Here is a 20,005-nt window from a genome sequence, read left to right as displayed (position 1 = left end):
AGTGGGTGCGAACGTCACGTCACACGCGAGATCAGAGCGTTCGGATCGAGGAGACCCGTGGAGACTGAAAGTACTCCCCAGACGAACGCTCCGATCGCGACGACGACCACGAGCGACAGCGCGCTCGAGACGTACGTCAGGAAAAACGAGACGACGGCCGCCATACCCACGGTTACCCCCGCGACGAGCGAGATCTGTCTGAGGAGGTATCCGGTGCGAAGCCCGAGTTCGGCGTGGACGAAGTACAGGTTCGCGGCGGTGAAGATTCCGTACGTCGTGACCGTCGCGATCGCGGCTCCGGTAACGCCGATTCGCGGAATTAACACGACGTTTAACAGAACGTTGAGCGCAGCAGTCACCCCTTTGACGATCGCACGGTCGCGGGCTCGGCCCATGAAATCGAGGCCGTGGCCGACGACCTTCGTCACGGTGCGAAAGACGGCGTACACTCCCAGTATCTGGAGGACGGGAACCGCACCGGCGTACTCGACGCCGAAAACGAGGTGGATGGTCGGCTCGGCGACGAGTATCAGGCCGACGGCAGCGGGCACGTACAACAGGAGCGATTTGACGAGCGCCAGCTCGATGATCTCGCGAGCGTGATCCAGATTGTCACTGGCCTTCTCGGCTCCGAGCGTTGGCGAGAGCGTAAACCCGAGCGCAGTCGCCGGCTTTTCGACGAACTCGACGACCTGTTTACTGATGACGTAGAAGCTCACCGCAACCGGCGTAAGAAAGAATCCGACCAGTACCGTATCGATCTGCTTTTCGACGACGTTCGCCGTGCTCGTCGCCGTTAGCGGAACTGTATACTCCGCGATTCGACGACGGAGGTTCGGCTCGACAGGGCCGACTTCTCGAACGGTTCGATAGTACCGGGTGTAAATCAACCCGAGTCCGACTCCGGTAGCGAACACGTACCCCAGAATATATCCGCCCAGCGCACCGGCCGCACCGAACCCTGAGACGACGAGCGCAATCGCAAACAGCAGTCGTCCGCCGCGGTCGATCGCGTGAACAATTGCCGCCAGTTCGATGGCTTCGAAGCCCTGGAGAACCAGCCGAACGTACTTGGTGAGCGTTCCGAACGCGACGTACGCGACGCCGAGAGCCAGAAGTGGAGCGAGCTCGGGCTCTCCTACCAGGTCCGCGAGCAACCGGTGTCCGACCAAGAGACCGACGCCAACGACGATAATCGTCCCGAGATTCAACAGAAGCGACGTCCGAACGATGTGTGGGATCTGCGTGGGATCCGTTTCCTTGTATTCGGAGAGATAGCGTCCGGCAGACCGCCCGATTCCGAGCTTCGTCGCCACCATCAGGACGGACAGAATCGAGATCGCAAAGAACAGGAGTCCGTACGCTTCGGGTTCGAGAAAGCGAGCGAGTGCGACGATCAAACACGCGCCCGAGATCGCCGCGACCAGCTGACCCCCCAACTCGATTTTGAACCGCGAAACGAGCGTATCCGTCCCGGTCATCGGGCGGATCGGTGTAACCGTACTGTTGTGCGTATCATGATAGGTAGAGTTGTTCGGGCTCAGCGTCGAACCAGTTCTCTCGCAACCTTCCGTACCGCTTCGTCGCTACTGTGTTCTGGTTCCCACCCGAGTGCCGCGAGTTTCTCGATGGAGAGACGCATTTTGGGGACGTCGCCGGTCCAGCCGCGATCACCTCCCGTGTACTCGTAGGCCGGGTCGAGCGTCATCTCCTCGCTAACGATGTCGGCGATCCGATCGACCGACGTCGTCGTTTTCGTTCCAAGGTTGTACGTCTGCATCGGTCCCGCCGACGATGGCGCGCGTTCGACGACGTGATGGATCGCATCGACGCAGTCTTCGACGTGCATGTACGATTTTTCCTGTCGACCGTTGCCGAGAATCGTCAGCGTCTCCGGATCGCGTTCGAGTTTCTCGACGAAGTCCGGAATCACCCCTGCGCCGACGCGAGGCGCGACGACGTTTGCAAACCGAAAGTTCCAGACGGTTACGTCACGGGTGTGTGCGTACACCGAGAGTATCGATTCCTCGGCGAGTTTCGCCGCTCCGTAGACGCTGATCGGCTCGAGCGGTGCGTAATCTTCCGGCGTCGGCCGAGGTGCTTCGCCGTATACGGTCGACGACGAGGTGAACACGACGTCCGAAACGCCGACGGTGCTCACGCGCTCGAGCAGCGAGTGCGTCATCGCGACGTTCGACTCGAACTGTGAGCGCGGTTCGTCGCTGTTGACGTACTTATCGGCTGCGGCACAGTGGACGACGATGTCGAGATCCGACGTGACGACGCGTTCTAGGGTCTCGTCCGAAGCGACGTCTCCCTCGACGAACTCGGCCGCCTCTGGAACGGACTCCCTGACACCGTTCGAGAGGTCGTCGACTACCAGAACGTCGTTCTCGGTGGCGAGTCGGCGGGCCAGTGCTGATCCAACGAGTCCCGCGCCGCCGGTCACGAGGACGCTCCGATCGGAAAGTTCCATACCAGCCGATTGTTTGTTTCCACTATTTATATTTCGATTGAATCTCTTCCACGAGTACATTATTATATGATCGTTGATATTGTATCGACAGTGGTAATAAAAATACGGATTAAATCACTAAATTTATTATATAGAGGAACAGGAGTCTGGTATGGATCTAGACGAAATTCCGGACGAGACTGTCTGTCCGAACTGCGGGTTGGCGCTGGAGCGAGGCACTCACAAAAGTCGACCCGCACTCATCTGTCGAGAGTGTGAAATCCCACAGATCGTCGCCTGCGTTACGTCGGATTCGTCGTGATGCGGTCGAAACACGTAGAGGGACTTCGTCTCACCGACCAGTAGCGTACTGAAATGATGGTGTGTCTTACCATATCATGAATTGTAGGGGAAACGAAACACAGCGGACGGCGGAACGGTTCGTCACCGAGTGCGCCAGAGCCGCCGCCGGCGAACGACCGGCGCGGTTCGACTGGACGGACGACCGCGTGGACTGGGACCGAGTACGAGAGCTAACGATACGACACGGGCTCAGTTCGCTGGTCCTCGAGGCGGTACGCGAGCACTCCGTCGGATCGATGCCGAAAAAGACGCTCGAATCGCTCGCCGACCGTAGCCGACAGGTGTCACGACGGAACCTTCGGATGCTTCAGGAAGTCGCATCGCTTTCGTCGGCGTTTCGAGCGGAAGGCGTGAGGGCGATTCCGTACCGCGGGCCGATAGTCAGCGAGGTCGCACTCGGGTCGGTCGGTCGACGCGCGTTCGGCGATCTGGACTTTCTCGTCTCGCGTGAGGAGATTCCAGCGCTCAGATCGATCCTTCTCGACAGGGGATACGAACACCGCTTCGTCCTCGAGACGACCGACGAGTTGACCGAGCGCCAACGGTGGGCATACGCGCGTTACAGCCGCGACTACGCGTTTACCCACCGCAACGAGCCGCTCGAGGTCGAACTGCACTGGCGCGTCGTCTCGCGACGATTCCCGTCCGCAATTCGTCTGGAGACGGTCTGGGACCGTCGGTCGACGCTTTCGGTCGCTGGAACCGACGTTCCCGTCCTCTCAGACGAGGATCGGCTGTTGACGCTTTGCGTTCACGGGACGCGCCACCGCTGGGAACGTTTCATGTGGATCTGTGACGTCAGCGCGTACGTTCGCTCGCACTCGTTCGACTGGGAGACGGTGATCGAACGAGCCAGACGCCACAACCGCGAACGAATGCTATACCTTGGGCTTTCGGTCACCGACCGGGTTCTCGGTCTCGAGCTCCCGGCGTCCGTTCGTCGAGCGATCGAGTCCGATCCGGAGATCGAATCACTGACCACTCACGTTCGTGACCGGCTGTTCGACGACGCGTCGTACTGGTACCTGGACGAGAAACGGTATCAGGCACGAACCCTCGACAAACGCCGGGACAGAATCGCGTTCTGGATCAAAGGCGCAGTCGAGCCCGACCGGGGGGAGATAGAGCTCGTGTCGCTCCCGCGTCCACTCGTTCCACTGTACGCCGTCGTACGCGGCTTTCGGATCGGACGAGCGGTCCTGACCCGATTGCTGACCGGTTCCGGCCGCAAGATCGGCCGACAGTAACCTATCGAGTGTCACCAGATGAGTGAACCACGATTGAATCTGCGCGAGAAGGTTCGAACGCTCGAGCGGGTCGTCCGCTATCGGCCGGCGCACGCGGCGGCGCTTCTCGCGATGAAACTGTTCGCTGCTCTCTTCGAGGGGATCGGGCTGACGTTTTTGCTCCCGATCATCGAAGCGGCACAGACGGACGGCGACCTCGCTGACGAACCGTCGGAGCTGGTCGGAACGTTCGTCCAGTTCTACGATGCGATCGGCGTCACCGCGACGCTCGAGACGCTGATCCTGGGTCTCGCCGTCGTGATGACGATCCGATTCGGCGCGAGCTTTCTCGTCGGGTGGCTGCAGGCGTCGCTCGTGACCGGATACATGGCACACCTCAGACGGGAGTGTTACGAGGCCCTGTTGACCGCCGAAATTTCGTACGTCGACGGGGTCGATTCCGACGAGGTGACGAACACGATCGTAACCGAAACCCAACGATCCGCACGCGTCCTGACCGACCTGCTCGGCGCGGTGGAGAAGGTGTTCTTTGCGATCGCGTACGGTTCGGTCGCGCTGGTACTGTCGCCCGTGCTGACGATGATGACGGTCGTCGTCCTGGGAGCCGTCGTCTTTCTCACGCGATACGTACTCACGCCGGGCTACCGGATCGGTGACGAGATCGCGTCCGCCAACGAAGAGATTCAGTCGCTGATCAACGCCGGCGTTCGGGGCCGACGCGAAACGAAGCTGTTCGCCATGCGCGGCGATCTGAACGAGCGGTACCGTCGCGCTCACGATCGACTCGTCGATACGCGAGTCAGACTCGAGCGAAACAAGATCGCGCTGGGAAAGTTCAATCAGCTACTCAACGCGTTCGTCGTATTCGCGCTCGTGTACCTCGCTATCGAGTATCTGGCGTTGTCGTTCGCCGCACTGGGTGTCTTTCTGTTCGCGATGTTTCGACTCTCACCGCTCATAAGTCAAATTAACGATACTATTTACTCGCTGGACGGTGCGCTTCCGCATCTGGTCCGAACGCAGCGTCTCGTCGACGACCTCGGGCGCAACGCCGAGCAAACGTCAGGTAATCCGCCGCCGACCCCGGCGACGACGCTCGAGTTCGACGGGGTTCGTTTTCGATACGATGATGCGGCTACCGGATCTCACTCCGGGAGCATACGCGACGTCGATCTGTCCGTCGAACGCGGCGAGACGATCGCGCTGGTCGGTCCCTCGGGTGCCGGTAAATCGACGATCGTTTCGTTGGTCGCCGGATTGTACGAGCCGGACGACGGATCCGTCCTCGTCGATGGCGTCGCGTTAGACGAAATCGATCGTAGGCGTTGGCGGGATCGGGTGGCCGTCGTCCCCCAGAACCCCTTTCTTTTCACGGGGACACTCCGATACAATCTGACCGTCGGAAATCAGGACGCGAGCGACGCGGCGGTCGATCGCGTCTGCGAGATCAGTCGAGTGTCGGCCTTCCTCGACGACCTCCCGAACGGCCTCGATAGCTGGATCGGAGACGACGGCGTCCGACTCTCGGGCGGACAACGACAGCGCGTCGCGATCGCAAGAGCACTCCTGACGGACGCGGACGTACTCGTTCTCGACGAGGCAACGAGTGAACTCGATTCACCGACCGAGGACGCGATTCTCGAGGGCATCGAAGGGATGGACCGGAACTACGCGACGATCGTCATCGGCCACTGGATATCGACCGTCAGGGACGCCGATCGAATTTACACGCTCGTCGGGGGTGAGGTCGTCGAATCGGGTACCCACAGAGAACTCGTCCACGGCCAGTCCCATTACGCGGCGCTGTACGATTCACAACTCGAGACGCCGCCGTCGACGTGACCGTCGTCGGTCCGGACGGTCCGTCGTACGTCCGGAGCGGTGCAACCGCGCCTGTCCTGCGGTCGGACCGATACGTCGGTACAGCCGCTCTCGCTCGACCGCCGTCCGAATCGACGATCGGAAACGATCGACGTTCGCCGGGAAAATTTACGAATCACTAAATACTTATGATAACGTACGTGTGGTATGAATAACGTCGCACTGACCTATTATACGGCGTACGGACTGACGATCGAATCGACGTTCTCGCTTCCGGAACTTCCACAGGTGGAAGGAACCGCCGAGGCGATCGACGTCGAACTACGCCGAGACGAACTCGATCCCGTTCCGACGTCCGTCGCCGGCGAAGGCGGACGCCGGATTCGGGCCGGTCCGAATACGTGTCGGTTGTCGTACGACACGATCGGTACGTTCCTCGTCGAGGACGGGAGACGCGTGTCGTTCGATCCGGTAGCCGAATTCGAGACGACGCCGGGAGCGGTGCCGCCGAAGATCGTTCGTCGCCTCTTCCAGAACGAGATGATGGGCGTGCTTCTCCACCAGCGTGGACAGCTCGTTCTCCACGCGAGCGCCGTGGCCGTCGACGGACGAGCCGCGGTCTTCCTCGGTCCCCGCGGTGCCGGAAAGTCGACGACGGCTGCTGCGTTCGACGCCGCCGGCCATACGATTCTCGAAGACGACGTCGTCGGCATCAGGGTCGACGAGAGCCATCCAGCGGTACTGCCGGGCGTTCCCCAGCTTCGATTGATGCCCGACGCGGTCGAGGCGCTCGACGTCGAGGGAACGACCGGTCCGGCCAGCGACGCCGATTCCGAGAAGCGATACAAGCAGTTCGACGCCGCTCGGCGACCGGCACCGCTCGCAGCCTGTTACCTTCTCGAGGAGGACGATTCCCTCGCTATCGATCGTCTCGATCCTCACGAGCGGGTGTCCCAGCTGGTTTCACGGACGTACACGGGTGGAATGCTCGCCGAAACCGACGCGACTGCGGTGAACTTCCGCCAGTGCACGACGATCGCGAAAACGTGTCCGTTTCGGCGGCTTCGGCGACCCAGGGATCACCGGTCGTTACCGGCTCTCGTCGAGGCAGTCGTCGACGATCTTCACTCGAGCGGGCGTACTCACCTCTCGCATCAGTGAAGCGTCCGCTGCTCCGCTTTCGTCGAATAAAAGTGCGATCGTGACGGTTATCCAGCGAGATCGAGTTCGTTTCGGTGGGGCTCACCGGCTCGAACTGTCGTTCGTTCTCGTCGGACGCTCACACGACGGAGCCGGTGAGCGACGTCGCTCCGGAGTACTCGTCTTCGCCGGTGCCGACCTTGTCGCTCTCGGTTAACGATTCCACTGAGCCGAATTCGGTTACCTTCGGACTCTCGTACGTGTCGTTTGATTCTCTCGACATCAGGTTGTTATACAGGTTATACTAACATAAATTTTCCCATTGCAATCATACACTTGAGATCACCCTCGCCGAACCATCCGGGAGGGCAGTAGAACTGCGTGAGGAGACGACCGCGGACGCTTCGAACTGACCTACGGGTGATCGGACGCCGAAGTCGTCTCGAGCCACGTCGCGAGCGAGAGCGCCCGCCAGAGCGCCCGGGCGTCGCGGGTCGTCGGCCGGTCGTCGAATCGCTCGAGCGCCGCTTCGAGGTCGACGACGTCGACGTACCGCTCGAGCGGACCGGGATCGGCAGTGAGCGCTCGTAGTCTCGGCTCTTCCTCGGCGAGGGCGTTCCAGAACGCTTCGTTCATCATGGTCTTCCAGGGCCGAGTGCGAACTCGGTCGGGAAGGAGATCGGAAAGCGACCGACGGAGGATCGATCGAGTCATTCCGTTCGAGAGGCGCTGTGTGGGCGGTATCGCCAGCGAGAACTCGAGGAGACGCGTATCGGTGAACGGATACCGCGGCTCGATGCCGAACGCGGCGGCGATCTGATCGGTCGTCTCGAAGTTCGCGGCGTTAGTCGCCGCCGTGATCGACTGCCACTGCCACTCCCGGTCCGTGCGCGTGAGCGTCGTTCCCGTCGCAGTGGCCGCGGCGTACCGGGATCGGAGATCAGTCCGATCGACGAATTCGGGCGACAGCGTGGGGTTTGCCTCCTCCTCGAGAACGGGCCGGTTCCGAAGCCGTCGGTACCGATACCGAACGAACTCCGGAACCATCGGATAGAGCGTCTGTCTCACGAAGAGTTGTCGTACTGGCGTATCGACGAGATCGCTGATCGCGCGGAGCTCGCTGAAAAGGTGTCGAAGCCTGCCGGTTCGAAACAGTTCGGGCAACAGTCCGAGCCCGTAGCCGACCGCGCTATCCCCGAGGTCGCCCCCGAGCATCACGTCGACGCCGACGTCTCGTGCGCGCTTGGTTTTCTCCCACCTCGCGAAGTGTAACGTGTTGTGCGGCGGTCGATCGAAGTACGTCCGTACGCTCGCTCGATCGGGGAGTGCTGCCGTGCCAGCGAAGACGTAGTGCGGGTCGATTCCCTCGCGTTCGACCACCGTATCGATGAACTCGCGTTCGTCGCTCGAGGGCGCGTTTTCGTAGACGTTCGAAAACGTGTGTAACGGCGCATCCGACGGCAACAGGTCGCGGGCAACGACCGTAATCGACGACGAGTCCAGACCGCCGCTGAGGTCGGAGCCGACGGGGCCGTCGCATCGGAGACGACACCGGACGGCCCGTTCGAGTAGCTCACGAAAACGCCGTTCGTACGCTCGATCCGACTCGAGCGTGATCGTTCTGGTCGGATCGAGCGTCCAGTAGCGACGAACGTCGACGTCGGACGGACCGGCCGTCATCGTGTGTGCGGGCGGAAGCCGCGCGATCGATTCGTAATAGGATCGCGTTTCGTCATCGAACGCACCGGTCAGGAACTCGCCGATTTTCGCCTCGTCGACGACTCCATCGATACTGGAGAGGGATAGCAACGCCTTCGGTTCGCTGGCGAACGCCAGCAGATCGTCCGTCCGGTGGTAATAAAACGGCTTGACGCCGACGCGGTCGCGTCCGCAAAAGAGGGTGCGCTCGTTCGCGTCCCAGATGGCGAACGCGAACGAGCCGATCAGTCGCTCGACGCACCGCTTCCCCCACCGGCGGTAGGCTCGCAACAACAGTTCGCTGTCGGGAATCCGGTGGGCCGGTTTCGAAATCGAGAGCGTCGAGAGCAGCTCGGCCCGGTTGTCGATGCGGGCATCGGCTGTAACGACGAACTGTCCGTCCCGAAGCGGCTGCGCGTCGAACGACGCCTCCGGCGTCGTCGCCAGTAACTGGTGGCCGAGCCCCACGCGCTCGTCACACCAGCGTCCGCCCCCGTCCGGGCCACGGTGAGCGATCGATTCGGACATCGTCTCGATCACGTCGGGATCGACGCCGCCACGTGATCGGTCGAAGACGCCGGCAATTCCGCTCACGATCGTTCGGTTCCGTTCAGTGGCGGTAGCGGTTCGAAGCGTGAGAGATCACCCAGGTCACCGAGAATAACCTCGCCCTCACACTCGATCCAAGAGTGGGCTTCGAATCCGCCGTTGGGTGTGCCCGCAGGTTCCAGACCGTCGGGACGCTCATCACCGATCGGATCGACACCGATCTGATGGACGACGTCGTGGTCGTACAGTCGGTGAATCGCCTCTGACGTTAGCGACCGCATCAGACAGGTTCGACTCCCCGGAAGATTCCGATCCGTCGCGTCTACGGCCCACGCGACGCGGGCCGGTGGTGGTGAGCCGGGGACGATCGGTGACAGCCGTGCAGTCGTCCCGATCAACACTCGTCTGCACGAGGCGAACGACACCAGTACGAAACTGAATCGGACAGCGACGAGTAACGCCGCCGCCAGCAACGCTCTGAACTTGTCTCCCGAGGAGATCCTCAGAAACCCGTATACTCGGCCCATACCTGTAGATTCAGGAACCGCCGTCGCAGTTTCTTTCGATCTCGACGAGATCGGCGTCGGCTAGATCGGCCAGCACCGACTCGACGTCGTTCGTACACCGATCGGGAGAGATCTCGTACGTTGCGAGTATCTCTTCGCATAGTTCACCGACCGTTCGTGGCTCTTGAAGTCGACTCCAGATCTCGGAGGCGACTTCGTTGAGGCCGTAGTACGTTCCCGAATCGAGGTGTAAAATCACCGTTTCACCGTCGATATTCGTCGAGAGATGATCGTTGCTCGCGACGACTTCGTCCGATTCCGAGAGGTTGGATTCCCCCATGTTCCTAATAATATTTCAAAAGAACCTTCTGGTATAAGTATGTATCTATAGATTACAATCCCGTTTCCGTCGGTCGGACGAGTCGTTGCTCGATCGAACCACATATACTTATGATTGCTGTACGTTGAATAATGTCGGCAATGAAGTCACTCGGTCGGTGCGGACGACTGCTCTGTCTCTCGATACTCGTCGCCGCCCTCGTTGCACTTCCGATCTGGTACGGATCGAGTAAACCCACAATACTCGAGGCGATCTCCCGTGGCGATACCGTTCGAAACCCGGTGGCGCTCGAGGCCGTATTCCCGCTTCGCGAGTGGCCCGGTTCCCGCGAGCCGTGGGAGGTGTACTACATGTACGCCGTCTCGGTCGTCGGTTGCCTCTGGGTGGCTGTCAGAACCGTCCAGGGGTTTCGGTTCGACCTCCGGCGGTGGACGTTCGTTCCGCGGTCGCACCACCGACCACTGCGGTCGTTCACGAAACGGCGGAGCCGAACGACGGCCGAGGAAACGGAGCGTGGGGGACCCTCGGTGAAAGAACCCGACGTGGAGCGGCGATGCGATCGGAGCGGTGAGCGAGATGCCTGATCTGCTGACGCACGTGCTGGCGGGCTACGTTCTCGGTTCACTGATCGCCATTCGTTACGAGTGGGCCGATTCGCGTCACGTGACGGTGGTGATGATCGGAGCGGTGTTACCGGACGTCAAAAAGATCGGGCTTCTCGTCAGCGACGAGACGGTTACCGCTGTCACCGGACTCCCCTGGGAGTGGGCTGCGTTGCATACGCTCGGTGGGTCGATCGTTCTGATCGCGCTGGGCGCGTTGATGGTTCCCCCCGGCTACAGAGTACGCGTCGCGGCTCTTCTCGCGGTCGGTTCGGGCTCACACCACGTACTCGATTCGTTGTTGATCACGTGGTCCGGAAACACCTACGCCGTCTTCTGGCCGATCTCCGGGTACCAACCGCCCGCAGCCGGGCTCTTTCGGAGTAGCGATCGGTGGCCGGCACTCGTCGCGATCACGCTCGCGCTTGCACTCCGGCGGTATCGAAACGCGAGAGGTGCGGATCAGTCGTCGGATTCGATCACGTTCAACCACAGGTGAACGTGATACTCCGTATTTTCGAGCGACGGCTCCGATGGCACGTCGTCCGGGTAGAGTAGCCAGGCGACGCGTACGTAGCCCGTCGTCGTCGGCTCGACGTTCTGTTCGTAGACGCCGGACTCGCCGTGTGCCAGCGTCGTCTCGAATCGGTCGAGTTCTCGCTGTTCCGAGACGGACGTTTCGTTCGATCCCCCATCACCGAGGCGCTGTTCGAGGACGACGACAGTGTACGTCACCTCCCTGTGCTCTCGGTTTCCGAGGTCGACGAACACCGTGAAGTCGTCGCCGTGGTCGATTTCGGAGGGATATCCGTCGGCAACCATCTCTCCGTCGTCGTTTTCAGTCACGATCGACACCGTCGAAAACTGTTCGCCACCCGCCGGAGCGGCGACGGCGAGAGTACCGATTCCGAACGCGAACACGATCGAAGCGATCAAGAGGACGTTCGCGAGCGTATCGATCCGTAGTTCGCCGTCGGTTCGCCCACTCTTACCGGCGGAAAGGTGGGATCCCAACGGTAGCCGAAACCGATCCGCTGGTGCCAGGCGCTGACGGCGTACAACGGCGACACCGCTGCAGACCAGCACGAATCCGGTGACGGAAAACGCGATCATCTCGAGAGAAACCGACCACGACGAGAGATCACCAAGCAAGCCGAGCAGCGTCACGATCACGACACTCAGACCGAACGAAAGCGCCAGCCGTTCGACCCAGTCGATTCCCGTTTTCGATGCGACTCCGAAAATTCCCCCGTCACCCGTCTCGGATTCGGTTTGCGTCACTCGAGCGGTGCGATCCGAGACGGTCGACCTGGACTCGTCCTCGGGAAACAGCGCCGCGACGAACGCGTACCCGGGGACGAAAAAGAGGAACGCGAGTCCGAACGGCACCCGCAACGCGCTCTCTCTCAGGATCGGGAGGAAGATCACGGCGTTCGTCAACGCCGTGACGCAGACGACGGCGACGATATCCGGAGCAAAAATCCGTTTCGAGAGGGGCGTCGAGAACCGAGACAGCAGGCCAGTCCCCATACGCTCTTGCATCGTTCGCGTAATAATAAACTGATCGGAACTGGAATCAACGCTCGACGGAAATCTCCTCGAGGTCGTCGGAGGCGTCAGCGTCGACGAGTTTGACGAGCGCGTAGGCGTCCAGAAGGACGTCCGAGGCAACCTCCTCCGTCACCGTTTCGCGTCCGAACGCCGCGCGTTCGTACTGTTCGGTAATGTGCGCGAGTTCGTCCTCGTGCGGGCCCGAGTACCGCCGTCGAAACTCCCAGTGGGTGTTCGTCCTGTCGTCGTCGATCGTCGATCGAAGCGCCAGCCGAACCGCCGTATACGCCAACCGGACGCCCTCGTTTGGCCGCCCCCGCGAGACGTGATCGGACGCTCGATCGAGCAGTTCGTCTACGCGCCTCGAGGTATCGTCAACGCGTCCGTCGCCGCTACTCGAATCGCCGGCGTCGGTCGGTTCCCGGTCGTCCACCGGGTTCGGTTCGTCGGATTCCTCGACCAGAACCGCTCGCTCGTCGATCGACCGTCGCTGCTGAGAGACGGGGCCGATCCTCGAGCGAACGAAGCGCGCGAGCGGGTCGGGACCGCGGGTGAATCTTCCGAGTGCCCACACACCGACGAGGACGCCTCCGACGACGAGACAAACCACGAGTGCGATCACCGGTCCGGCGGGAAGGAACGAGAGCGTCCCCCATCGCTGACCGCCGACGCTCGTCTCGGCGCTCGTCGACGCCAGGTTGGTATGGGCACCGTCGTACGTCGCGTTCACCGTCAGTTCCTCGTCCGACGTCGACGTCGAAACGGTCTCGTCGAAGCGGCCGTCTTCGCCCGTCGTGACGACGACGGAGGTTTCGTCGACCGACAGCACCACCGGCTGGTCGCGAACGGGGGTCCCGTCGGCGGTCGTCAGTACCCCTCCGACCCGGATTCCGTCGTCGAGTCGCGCCGAGCCGATTCCGAGTCGAGTCTCACGCTCGCGGACGGTCACCTGGTTTCGAACCACCGCCGGTTCGATCGCTCGCTCGTCGACCGCGACCCGCGCGGAAAGTTCTCGTTCACCCGCGGGAACTGACGCGGGAACCGTCACCTCACCGGTCGCCGTGCCGTCGACTGTGGTTACCGTCTCGAGTTCGGTGTCGCCGAGTGACACCGTAATCGGCGCGCCGTCGACGGCGTCGTCGCCCGCCGTGAGGTGGACCGCGTACGACGCCGTCTCTCCGTACGCGACCTCGTCGGTGCTCTCGAGTTCGAGCGACGGTTCGATCGGTTCGATCGAGACGGGGACGGTCGCTTCGCTTCCGACGTTGTCGACGCCGGGAGACGGACGGTACCGGACGCGCAATTCGTCGACCGCGGGTGCGAGCGGACGTGGCCGATACTCGACGCTAAACCGTCCGTCGTCGTGATCGTCGAGTTCGTGTCCGTTCCCGTTGATTTCGACGACGAGTGGATCGTCTGCCGGCCATCGGTCGGTTTCGTCGTCCGACCGACTCTCGTTTTCGACGCGAACCGTTCCGGACACCGTGATCGAATCCGTCACCGAAACCGCGTCGGCGTCGGCATCGGCAGTCATCGTGGTCGTCTCGAACTGACTCGATCGAACGTCAGCCAGCTCCCGCTGGATGCGACGATCGACCGTTTCGAGGCGATCGGAGGAGGCGTCGAGATCGACGTCGGTCACGGGATCGGCCGCGGCGACCTGTTTCTGAACGCTCTCGTTCGCCGCGGCGACGTCGGCCGCCAGCACGTCGAGTTCGCGTGCGCGGTCGAGTCCCGTCTCTTCGTCGCCGCGCTCGATCGCCCGTTCGTACTCGCGCTGAGTTTCGTCGTACGCTTCGAGCGCGGTGATAAGGGTACGTAGATCGATTCCGGCCCGATCGAACGCTTCCGTTGGCGTCGGTTCGTCTACGGGACGGTCTTCGGAATCGTACCCGCCCGTCGCATCGACGATCGTCCGATACTGCTCGACTCGGACCCGGTAGACGTCGTCGACGACCGCCTCGGCCGCCTCGTACTCCCCTCGCTCGAGTTCGTCGACCGCCGTTTCGAGACGCAGTGCGAGCACGTCCGAAAGCGCCGCTCGGAGGGCGTTCCTGTCTCCCGACTCGGAGTACTCGTCGGGATCGACGTATGAACCCGTTTCGTTCGTACGCTCGCCGTTGGTTCGCACGTCCTCCCCGCTCCCGGCGGCGACCGGTCCGAGACAGATGGCGGCCGCCGTCAGGAGACAGAGCGAGAGAGCGAGGAGCACGAGTTTCCGATTAGTGACCGAGTTCACATCCGGACATACTCCGCTAAAATCAAAAAACTATTCAATTGAACCAGCCGTTCAGTGGCGTATGAGTTTCGCCGATCGGTCGCCGGAGACGGGTGTGAAATAACCCGATGTATCCGCGAACCAATTTCGTGGCGAGCTGGATGGTCGCCGCCGTACTCGTCGTCCTCGCGGTCGTCTTCGACGACCCACTGCTACTTGCGGGTTCGACCGCCGTTTGCGCGTGGATCGTCGCGCGGCAGTTCGCGTTCACGAGCGCGCTCGGTCGAACGATCGATTCGCTTTCGATCGACCGGAAACTGGAACGCCGGCAAGTCCGGTCAGGTGATTCCGTGACGGTCACGCTGGCTGCGACCCTCGAGGGGCCCTCACCGCTTCGGCTGTCGTTCGATGGCGGCGTTCCGACTGCGGCCGTCGCCAGCGGAGAAGCGTCCACCGCGTCGCTTTCGCTTTCGCTCGAACCCGGTACGAGAAGGGCGACGATCTCTCGGCCGCTCACGTGGCCGGTGTCGGGCGATCACCGGTTCGATGCGGTAACGATGACGGCGACGGACGGCTTTCTCAGGGAAACGTTGCGGATCGACGACTCGTCGACGATCACCGTCACTCCGCCAGATGCGGATCTGATCGACGCGGAGTACGTCGGGGCGCGATACGGAACCGTGTACGGAGACCACGAGCACGGCCGTCTCGGGTCGGACGAGCTGCCGAGCGAGCCCCGCGAGTATATCCCGGGAGAGACGGCCGACAAGATCGACTGGAAAGCGACCGCTCGCCTCGGAACCACGTTCGTGCGGGAGTACGAAACGGGGACCGATCGACAGACCACTCTGGTCGTCGATCACCGAGAGAGCGTTGTACGCGGATCGTCCGACGTGACGACGTTCGACGTGTTCCGCGAACTCGCACTCTCGATAGCCGAGCGCGCGTTCCGACGCGGCGATTCCGTCGGGCTGGTCTGCGTCGACGACGACGGCATCAGCACGCATCTCGAGCGAACGACCAGCGGTTCCGGCTACCGGACGGTTCGACGACGGCTACTGGATCTCGAGCCGACCGTCGGTGATCGATCGGGGGCGACAAACCGATTCGACGTGGATAGCGATCACGACGTCGTAACCGGTACCGGACGGAGTCTCACCGGCGACGAAGCGAGACGGCGACTTGCGGAGCTGACCGACGCGTCTTCGAGCACGACCGACGACCCGTTTACAGCGACGCTCGTTCCGATCTACGAGGAACGAGCGCGGGGCACCGATCGGATTCCGGCGGGTTCGCTCGTCGATGCGGTTACCGTGATCGTCGGATCGCGACGGCCACGGCGAGTTACGATTTTCACGGATGGGTCCCGCTCTGGCGAACTCCGCGAGGCGGTTTCGCTCGCACGCACCCGCGGCAACGAGGTGGTGGTATTTTTGCCACCGGGCGATGACTCGACCCTTCGTCGCGATCTCACACGACTGGACCGCGTCTCTGTCCTGTACGCGGAGCCCCCGAATCAGTTCTCGAGACGACGTCGTCCTCCTGTCGAGGGTGGTCGGACGTGAGCACGGAGTTCGACGGAGGCGAACGCGACGAGTCTGCCATCCCGGATCGATCGGTTCTGGACGTCGGCGCGCTGATCGTCGTCGGCGCCGGGTTGTGGATCGTCGCCGGACCGATCGGTGGCGTCGTCGCCCTCGTAACTGCTGGCCTCTGGTACGCGTTCGGGACGCCGTACGCTCTCGCAGCCGGCTTCGTCGGGCTCTCGACCATCGCACCCCTATCCGCGTCCGAACCGGAACTGGCGTGGATTCCACTCGGCGGATACGGACTGTTGTTGCTCACGGCGGGGTATCGGACCGCAACGCCGCGACGGTTTGCGGTCGCTGCGTCCGTGACCGTTCCGGTGCTGGCTCTCGTCGGATGGGTCGTCGCGACGGCGATCACTGACGCCTTGTGGGCCGTCGGTGTTTCGATTCTCGCCTGGAGCGCCGTCGTCGTCGCAGCTATCCGTCGGTACGGACGTCGCGAAGTGAAACGAAAGACTGCAGCAACGCCGGCCCGCGACACCGCGGGCGATTCGACGCCACGAGGAGGATCCGATTATGACCACGACTGATCTCGACAGCGCCGCGGACGAACCGACGAACGAACGCGCGGAGACGACCGTCTCGGAGGCAGGTTCGGATCGAGACGACCGTTACGGTCCGTCCGAGAGGGACTCGCTCACCGAACGCATCGATCGCCTCGAGGCGGAAAACGAGCGACTCAGACGCGAGTACGCCCGTCTCAGAGGGACTCGAAATCGAGCGAGAGCGACGGGGCTGGTCGCCGTCGGTCTCGTCGCGATCGGCGGCGGATTCGTTCTCCACGACGTACGAAACGTCCTCTTTGCACTCGGTGCGACCGGCTTGTTCGGCGCGGTCCTGATCTACTTCCTCTCGCCGGGAACCGTCGTCACCGCCGGTGTTGGCGAACGAATTTACGCCGCGCTTGCGACCAATCAGCGCGCCATCGCCGGCGCACTCGGTCTCGAGGACGATGTCCGTTACGTCCCCATACCGGCGTCGGAACGGACGCTTGCGACCTGTCGCCTGTTCGTTCCACGGTACAGGGAGTACGACCTTCCCGACGCCGACGATGGGCCGATCGTCACCGACGAGAACGCTCGTGGACTCGCTCTCGAACCGACCGGAATGCGTCTGTTTCACGAGTTCGAACGCACGCTGACGTCCGATCTCGCGAGCGATCCCTCGCTGTTTGCCGTCCAGCTCGTCGACGCCCTCGTCGAAGTCCTCGAGCTTGCCAGCAGTGCCGAAGTCGACGTGGTCGGCAACCGCGCTACGTTCGCAGTTTCCGACAGCGCTTTCGGAGACGTCGACCGATTCGATCACCCGATTCCCTCGTTTTTTGCGGTCGGTCTCGCGATGGCCACGGCCCAACCGGTCGCGGTCGAGGTCACCGACGGCGACGATCGGGCGGACTGGCTCGTGACGTGCAGATGGGAGGAACGCCGCCAGCGAGAAACCGCCGGCGACGAACAGTGAGTCCGGATCGCTACCGCCGATCTCGCGGCTGACGACCACCGTCAGACTCGAAGTGTGCGGCCTCGGCATCGTACTCGATCGCATCGATTCCCGGCGGTTCGATGTCGGCAACGACGTCGGCGACGACGTCGACCGATCTGACGCCGCCGAGATCGGCGTCGGGACCCAATACGAGTCGATGACCGAGAATCGACTCTGCGAACCGTTTTACGTCGTCGGGAATCGCGTACTTTCGACCCTCGATAGCCGCCCACGCTCGTGCGGCGTCGACGAATGCGAGCGTTGCCCGGGGAGAGGCACCGTGTTCGACGGTCGGATGCGCACGCGTTCCTCTAACGAGGTCGAGCACGTACTCTTTGACTTCCGGTGCGACGTGTACGTCGCGGACGTGCTTTCGCGCCACCAGAATTTCGCTCGTCGAGACCACCGGTTCGATGGCATCCGGTCCGAGCGTTACCATCGAGTCGAACCGGTCCAACATCGTTCGTTCGACCGACCGATCGGGAAGATCCATCCGAAGTTTGAACTGGAACCGATCGCGCTGTGCCTCGGGTAGCGCGAAGACGCCTTCCATCTCGATCGGATTTTGCGTCGCAACGAGAAGAAACGGCGTCGGTAGCGAATGGGTCTCGTTTTCGATCGTCACCTGGCGTTCGGCCATCGCCTCGAGCAACGCCGATTGCGTCTTCGGGGTCGTTCGGTTGATCTCGTCGGCGACGACGACGTTCGCGAAGATCGGTCCCCGCTGGAGCTCGAACTCCCCGCGGTTTTCCCGGTAGACGGTCGTCCCGGTGACGTCCGCGGGAAGGACGTCCGGCGTCATCTGTATCCGGCTGTAGTTGAGCCCGGTCGCCCTCGCGAAGAGGTTCGCGATCGTCGTCTTTGCGATACCCGGGACGCCTTCCAGCAGGACGTGTCCGCGGGTTAACAGCGACACCGTCAGCTGTTCGATGACCTCGTCGTTTCCGACGAGAACGCGTTTGATCTCGTCGGAAAGCGTCTCGAACACGGCCTTCGGGGTCGTTTCGTGCGTCGGTCGGAGTCGGTCGTCGTTCGGTGGGTTCGTCTCGTTCATTCGATAGTCTCACTGCGTTCGTTTCGCTTCGCGTTCGTCTCCTGCTTTCGTCGCCTCGATTTGGACGAGGCACTCTCGATACGCTCGTCGGTCACCGGCTCGTGAGCGCTCCAGCGATCGACGCTCCAGCGTCGCGTCGACCGGCGACGGCGGTTCGACACGATGCCGATCACCGCGACCGCGAGAACGCCGATCAGGGCCTGTAGCGGTGGCGATTCTCGAACGGCGAGGGATCCGCTCACGATCGGGGGGAGATCGGTACCGTGGGAGACGTCGAAGACAACCGTCGTCACGTCGTCGTCGTAGAGGTTCGAGCGGAACACCCGGTTGTCCGCGCGGTCGCCCATCGCGTTGGTCGTGAGGGTCGGATCCCCGACGGCAACGACGTGACCGTCGTCGACGGCCTCGATAGTCGCTATCGGGTGTGGACCGAAGCGATCCGCTCGCAGCGCCGTCCCCTGGCCGGATCCGGCTTCGTCCGACGGTGCTTCGAACCGAGCGAACTCGCTGGTCTCGACCAGGATCGTCGCGTTGCCGGTTTGTTCCGTCGTCCCGACGCCATCCCCGCCGCCGGAATCGATGGCGGTCGGGCGGTTGAGCACCACCTGCTCGACGCCGTCGGTCAACGAGTGGTCACCGGCGGGGGTCGCGACCGGCATCATCGGCCCCCCGTCATACCGGTGATCGTCGCGCAATTGATGGCCGTCGAAGCGCGATTCGGCACCGACCTCCTCGAGCAGGACGTTTCCGCCAGCGCCGTCCGCATCGAAGACGACGAGCGTTCCGCCGTTTTCGACGAAACGACGGACGTGATCGCCGTCGGTCTCGATGTCGGACGCCTTCGGTGCCACGACGATCGCGACCGTCTCGTTGGCCGATAGTCCGTCGTACTCGTGGCTCTGCTGGACGAGACCGCGCTCGACGCTCGGTTCGTCCTCGATCTGCTCTCGAAAGTCGCTCGTTCCGTCCCACGAAAAGTTAAACGGGGCGAACGCCGCAGTCGAGGTGACGCCACCCACGACGATCGTCCCGACGACGGCGACGGCCAGACCGTACAGGAGGACGCGAGACCAGGCGATCTCGAGATCGGCGACGCGGTCGAGGACGTCCCCGGTCACACCGGCATCACCTCCGACGGCACGATGTGCAACACCCGTCTGACGACGAGGACGGCGAACGCGATCAGACCGATCGCGATTAGCCACGGAAGCCGCGCTCGCCAGGCCGGTGCGACGTTGACCGGCGTCGTCAACTCGGTGACGACCAACAGGCCGATCAACGAGCAGAGAAAAAATAGCTCGAGCGAGAGTGCATCGAGTACGACGAGCACGAGTACCGTCGCGAGCATCCAGCCCAGTTGCCAGTGGACGAACCGGTCTCGTCGCGCCGTCAT

At 62.5% G+C, this 20,005-nt stretch carries 19 protein-coding genes; 8 read left to right on the top strand and 11 right to left on the bottom strand.

Going from position 1 to position 20,005, the window contains the following annotated elements:
• Window positions 1-14: 14 nt before the first annotated feature.
• Both EA472_RS07095 and EA472_RS07090 read right to left on the bottom strand, forming a co-directional pair.
• On the bottom strand, window positions 15-1,481 hold the full coding sequence (locus EA472_RS07095) for a flippase (protein ID WP_124190817.1): 1,467 nt from the start codon (window positions 1,479-1,481) through the stop codon (window positions 15-17).
• A 59-nt stretch (window positions 1,482-1,540) separates the two neighbouring features.
• Window positions 1,541-2,476, bottom strand: coding sequence for an NAD-dependent epimerase/dehydratase family protein (locus EA472_RS07090; protein ID WP_124190816.1), 936 nt, complete (start codon window positions 2,474-2,476; stop codon window positions 1,541-1,543).
• A 377-nt stretch (window positions 2,477-2,853) separates the two neighbouring features.
• On the opposite strand from EA472_RS07090, the gene EA472_RS07085 reads away from it, so the two are divergent.
• The 3 genes from EA472_RS07085 (at window position 2,854) to EA472_RS07075 (ending at window position 7,047) form a co-directional block, all read left to right on the top strand.
• Entirely contained in the window at window positions 2,854-4,065 is a 1,212-nt protein-coding gene (locus tag EA472_RS07085) for a nucleotidyltransferase domain-containing protein (RefSeq protein ID WP_124190815.1), read from the top strand.
• Between the two features lie 18 nt (window positions 4,066-4,083).
• Window positions 4,084-5,907 carry an ABC transporter ATP-binding protein gene (locus EA472_RS07080; RefSeq protein ID WP_124190814.1) on the top strand — a complete coding sequence of 608 codons (1,824 nt, stop codon included), beginning with the start codon at window positions 4,084-4,086 and terminating at the stop codon, window positions 5,905-5,907.
• Between the two features lie 186 nt (window positions 5,908-6,093).
• Entirely contained in the window at window positions 6,094-7,047 is a 954-nt protein-coding gene (locus EA472_RS07075) for a hypothetical protein (protein WP_243637793.1), read from the top strand.
• A 118-nt stretch (window positions 7,048-7,165) separates the two neighbouring features.
• Here the strand turns inward: EA472_RS07075 and EA472_RS07070 are convergent, their stop codons facing one another.
• The 4 genes from EA472_RS07070 to EA472_RS07055 all read right to left on the bottom strand — a co-directional run bounded on the left by EA472_RS07070 (window position 7,166) and on the right by EA472_RS07055 (window position 10,119).
• A complete protein-coding gene (locus tag EA472_RS07070; protein ID WP_124190813.1) occupies window positions 7,166-7,309 on the bottom strand; it encodes a lasso RiPP family leader peptide-containing protein in 144 nt (47 codons plus the stop codon).
• Between the two features lie 131 nt (window positions 7,310-7,440).
• The gene (gene asnB / locus EA472_RS07065) at window positions 7,441-9,318 is read right to left on the bottom strand and encodes an asparagine synthase (glutamine-hydrolyzing) (RefSeq protein WP_124190812.1); all 1,878 of its coding nucleotides are present in this window, start codon (window positions 9,316-9,318) and stop codon (window positions 7,441-7,443) included.
• Window positions 9,315-9,800, bottom strand: a complete 486-nt coding sequence (locus tag EA472_RS23395; protein ID WP_124190811.1) for a lasso peptide biosynthesis B2 protein — start codon at window positions 9,798-9,800, stop codon at window positions 9,315-9,317. The genes asnB and EA472_RS23395 overlap by 4 nt, the downstream gene beginning before the upstream one ends.
• A gap of 10 nt (window positions 9,801-9,810) precedes the next feature.
• Window positions 9,811-10,119, bottom strand: coding sequence for a PqqD family protein (locus EA472_RS07055; protein WP_124190810.1), 309 nt, complete (start codon window positions 10,117-10,119; stop codon window positions 9,811-9,813).
• 140 nt (window positions 10,120-10,259) lie between these two features.
• Here EA472_RS07055 and EA472_RS07050 point away from each other — a divergent pair, with 140 nt between their 5' ends.
• Window positions 10,260-10,703: a hypothetical protein gene (locus EA472_RS07050; protein WP_124190809.1), complete on the top strand. Its 444-nt coding sequence runs from the start codon at window positions 10,260-10,262 to the stop codon at window positions 10,701-10,703.
• Window positions 10,696-11,220 (top strand): metal-dependent hydrolase, encoded by a 525-nt coding sequence (locus EA472_RS07045; RefSeq protein WP_124190808.1) that lies wholly within the window; start codon window positions 10,696-10,698, stop codon window positions 11,218-11,220. The genes EA472_RS07050 and EA472_RS07045 overlap by 8 nt, the downstream gene beginning before the upstream one ends.
• Here EA472_RS07045 and EA472_RS07040 read toward each other — a convergent pair.
• On the bottom strand, window positions 11,184-12,251 hold the full coding sequence (locus EA472_RS07040; protein WP_165874842.1) for a DUF1616 domain-containing protein: 1,068 nt from the start codon (window positions 12,249-12,251) through the stop codon (window positions 11,184-11,186). The two genes, EA472_RS07045 and EA472_RS07040, sit on opposite strands and share 37 nt — an antisense overlap.
• 46 nt (window positions 12,252-12,297) lie before the next feature.
• Window positions 12,298-14,511, bottom strand: a complete 2,214-nt coding sequence (locus EA472_RS07035) for a DUF4129 domain-containing protein (protein WP_124190806.1) — start codon at window positions 14,509-14,511, stop codon at window positions 12,298-12,300.
• Window positions 14,512-14,651: 140 nt separating this feature from the next.
• On the opposite strand from EA472_RS07035, the gene EA472_RS07030 reads away from it, so the two are divergent.
• The 3 genes from EA472_RS07030 to EA472_RS07020 are packed head-to-tail and all read left to right on the top strand — an operon-like array spanning window position 14,652 to window position 17,537.
• Window positions 14,652-16,055 (top strand): DUF58 domain-containing protein, encoded by a 1,404-nt coding sequence (locus EA472_RS07030; RefSeq protein WP_165874841.1) that lies wholly within the window; start codon window positions 14,652-14,654, stop codon window positions 16,053-16,055.
• Window positions 16,052-16,609, top strand: a complete 558-nt coding sequence (locus EA472_RS07025) for a hypothetical protein (RefSeq protein ID WP_124190804.1) — start codon at window positions 16,052-16,054, stop codon at window positions 16,607-16,609. Before EA472_RS07030 ends, EA472_RS07025 begins: the two co-directional genes overlap by 4 nt.
• Window positions 16,596-17,537, top strand: a complete 942-nt coding sequence (locus EA472_RS07020) for a hypothetical protein (RefSeq protein ID WP_124190803.1) — start codon at window positions 16,596-16,598, stop codon at window positions 17,535-17,537. The genes EA472_RS07025 and EA472_RS07020 overlap by 14 nt, the downstream gene beginning before the upstream one ends.
• Before the next feature lie 10 nt (window positions 17,538-17,547).
• Here the strand turns inward: EA472_RS07020 and EA472_RS07015 are convergent, their stop codons facing one another.
• Genes EA472_RS07015 through EA472_RS07005 form a run of 3 tightly spaced genes read right to left on the bottom strand, consistent with a single transcriptional unit; the run spans window position 17,548 to window position 20,005 of the window.
• Window positions 17,548-18,612 (bottom strand): AAA family ATPase, encoded by a 1,065-nt coding sequence (locus EA472_RS07015; RefSeq protein ID WP_124190802.1) that lies wholly within the window; start codon window positions 18,610-18,612, stop codon window positions 17,548-17,550.
• Window positions 18,609-19,730 (bottom strand): DUF4350 domain-containing protein, encoded by a 1,122-nt coding sequence (locus EA472_RS07010; protein ID WP_124190801.1) that lies wholly within the window; start codon window positions 19,728-19,730, stop codon window positions 18,609-18,611. Before EA472_RS07010 ends, EA472_RS07015 begins: the two co-directional genes overlap by 4 nt.
• Complete coding sequence (locus tag EA472_RS07005) at window positions 19,727-20,005, bottom strand: hypothetical protein (protein ID WP_394341339.1); 279 nt, start codon at window positions 20,003-20,005, stop codon at window positions 19,727-19,729. Before EA472_RS07005 ends, EA472_RS07010 begins: the two co-directional genes overlap by 4 nt.

This window comes from Natrarchaeobius oligotrophus, assembly GCF_003841465.1.
Lineage (GTDB): Archaea > Halobacteriota > Halobacteria > Halobacteriales > Natrialbaceae > Natrarchaeobius > Natrarchaeobius oligotrophus.
Note: the sequence above shows the minus strand (reverse complement) of the source record. Positions and strands in the feature narration are given on the sequence as shown.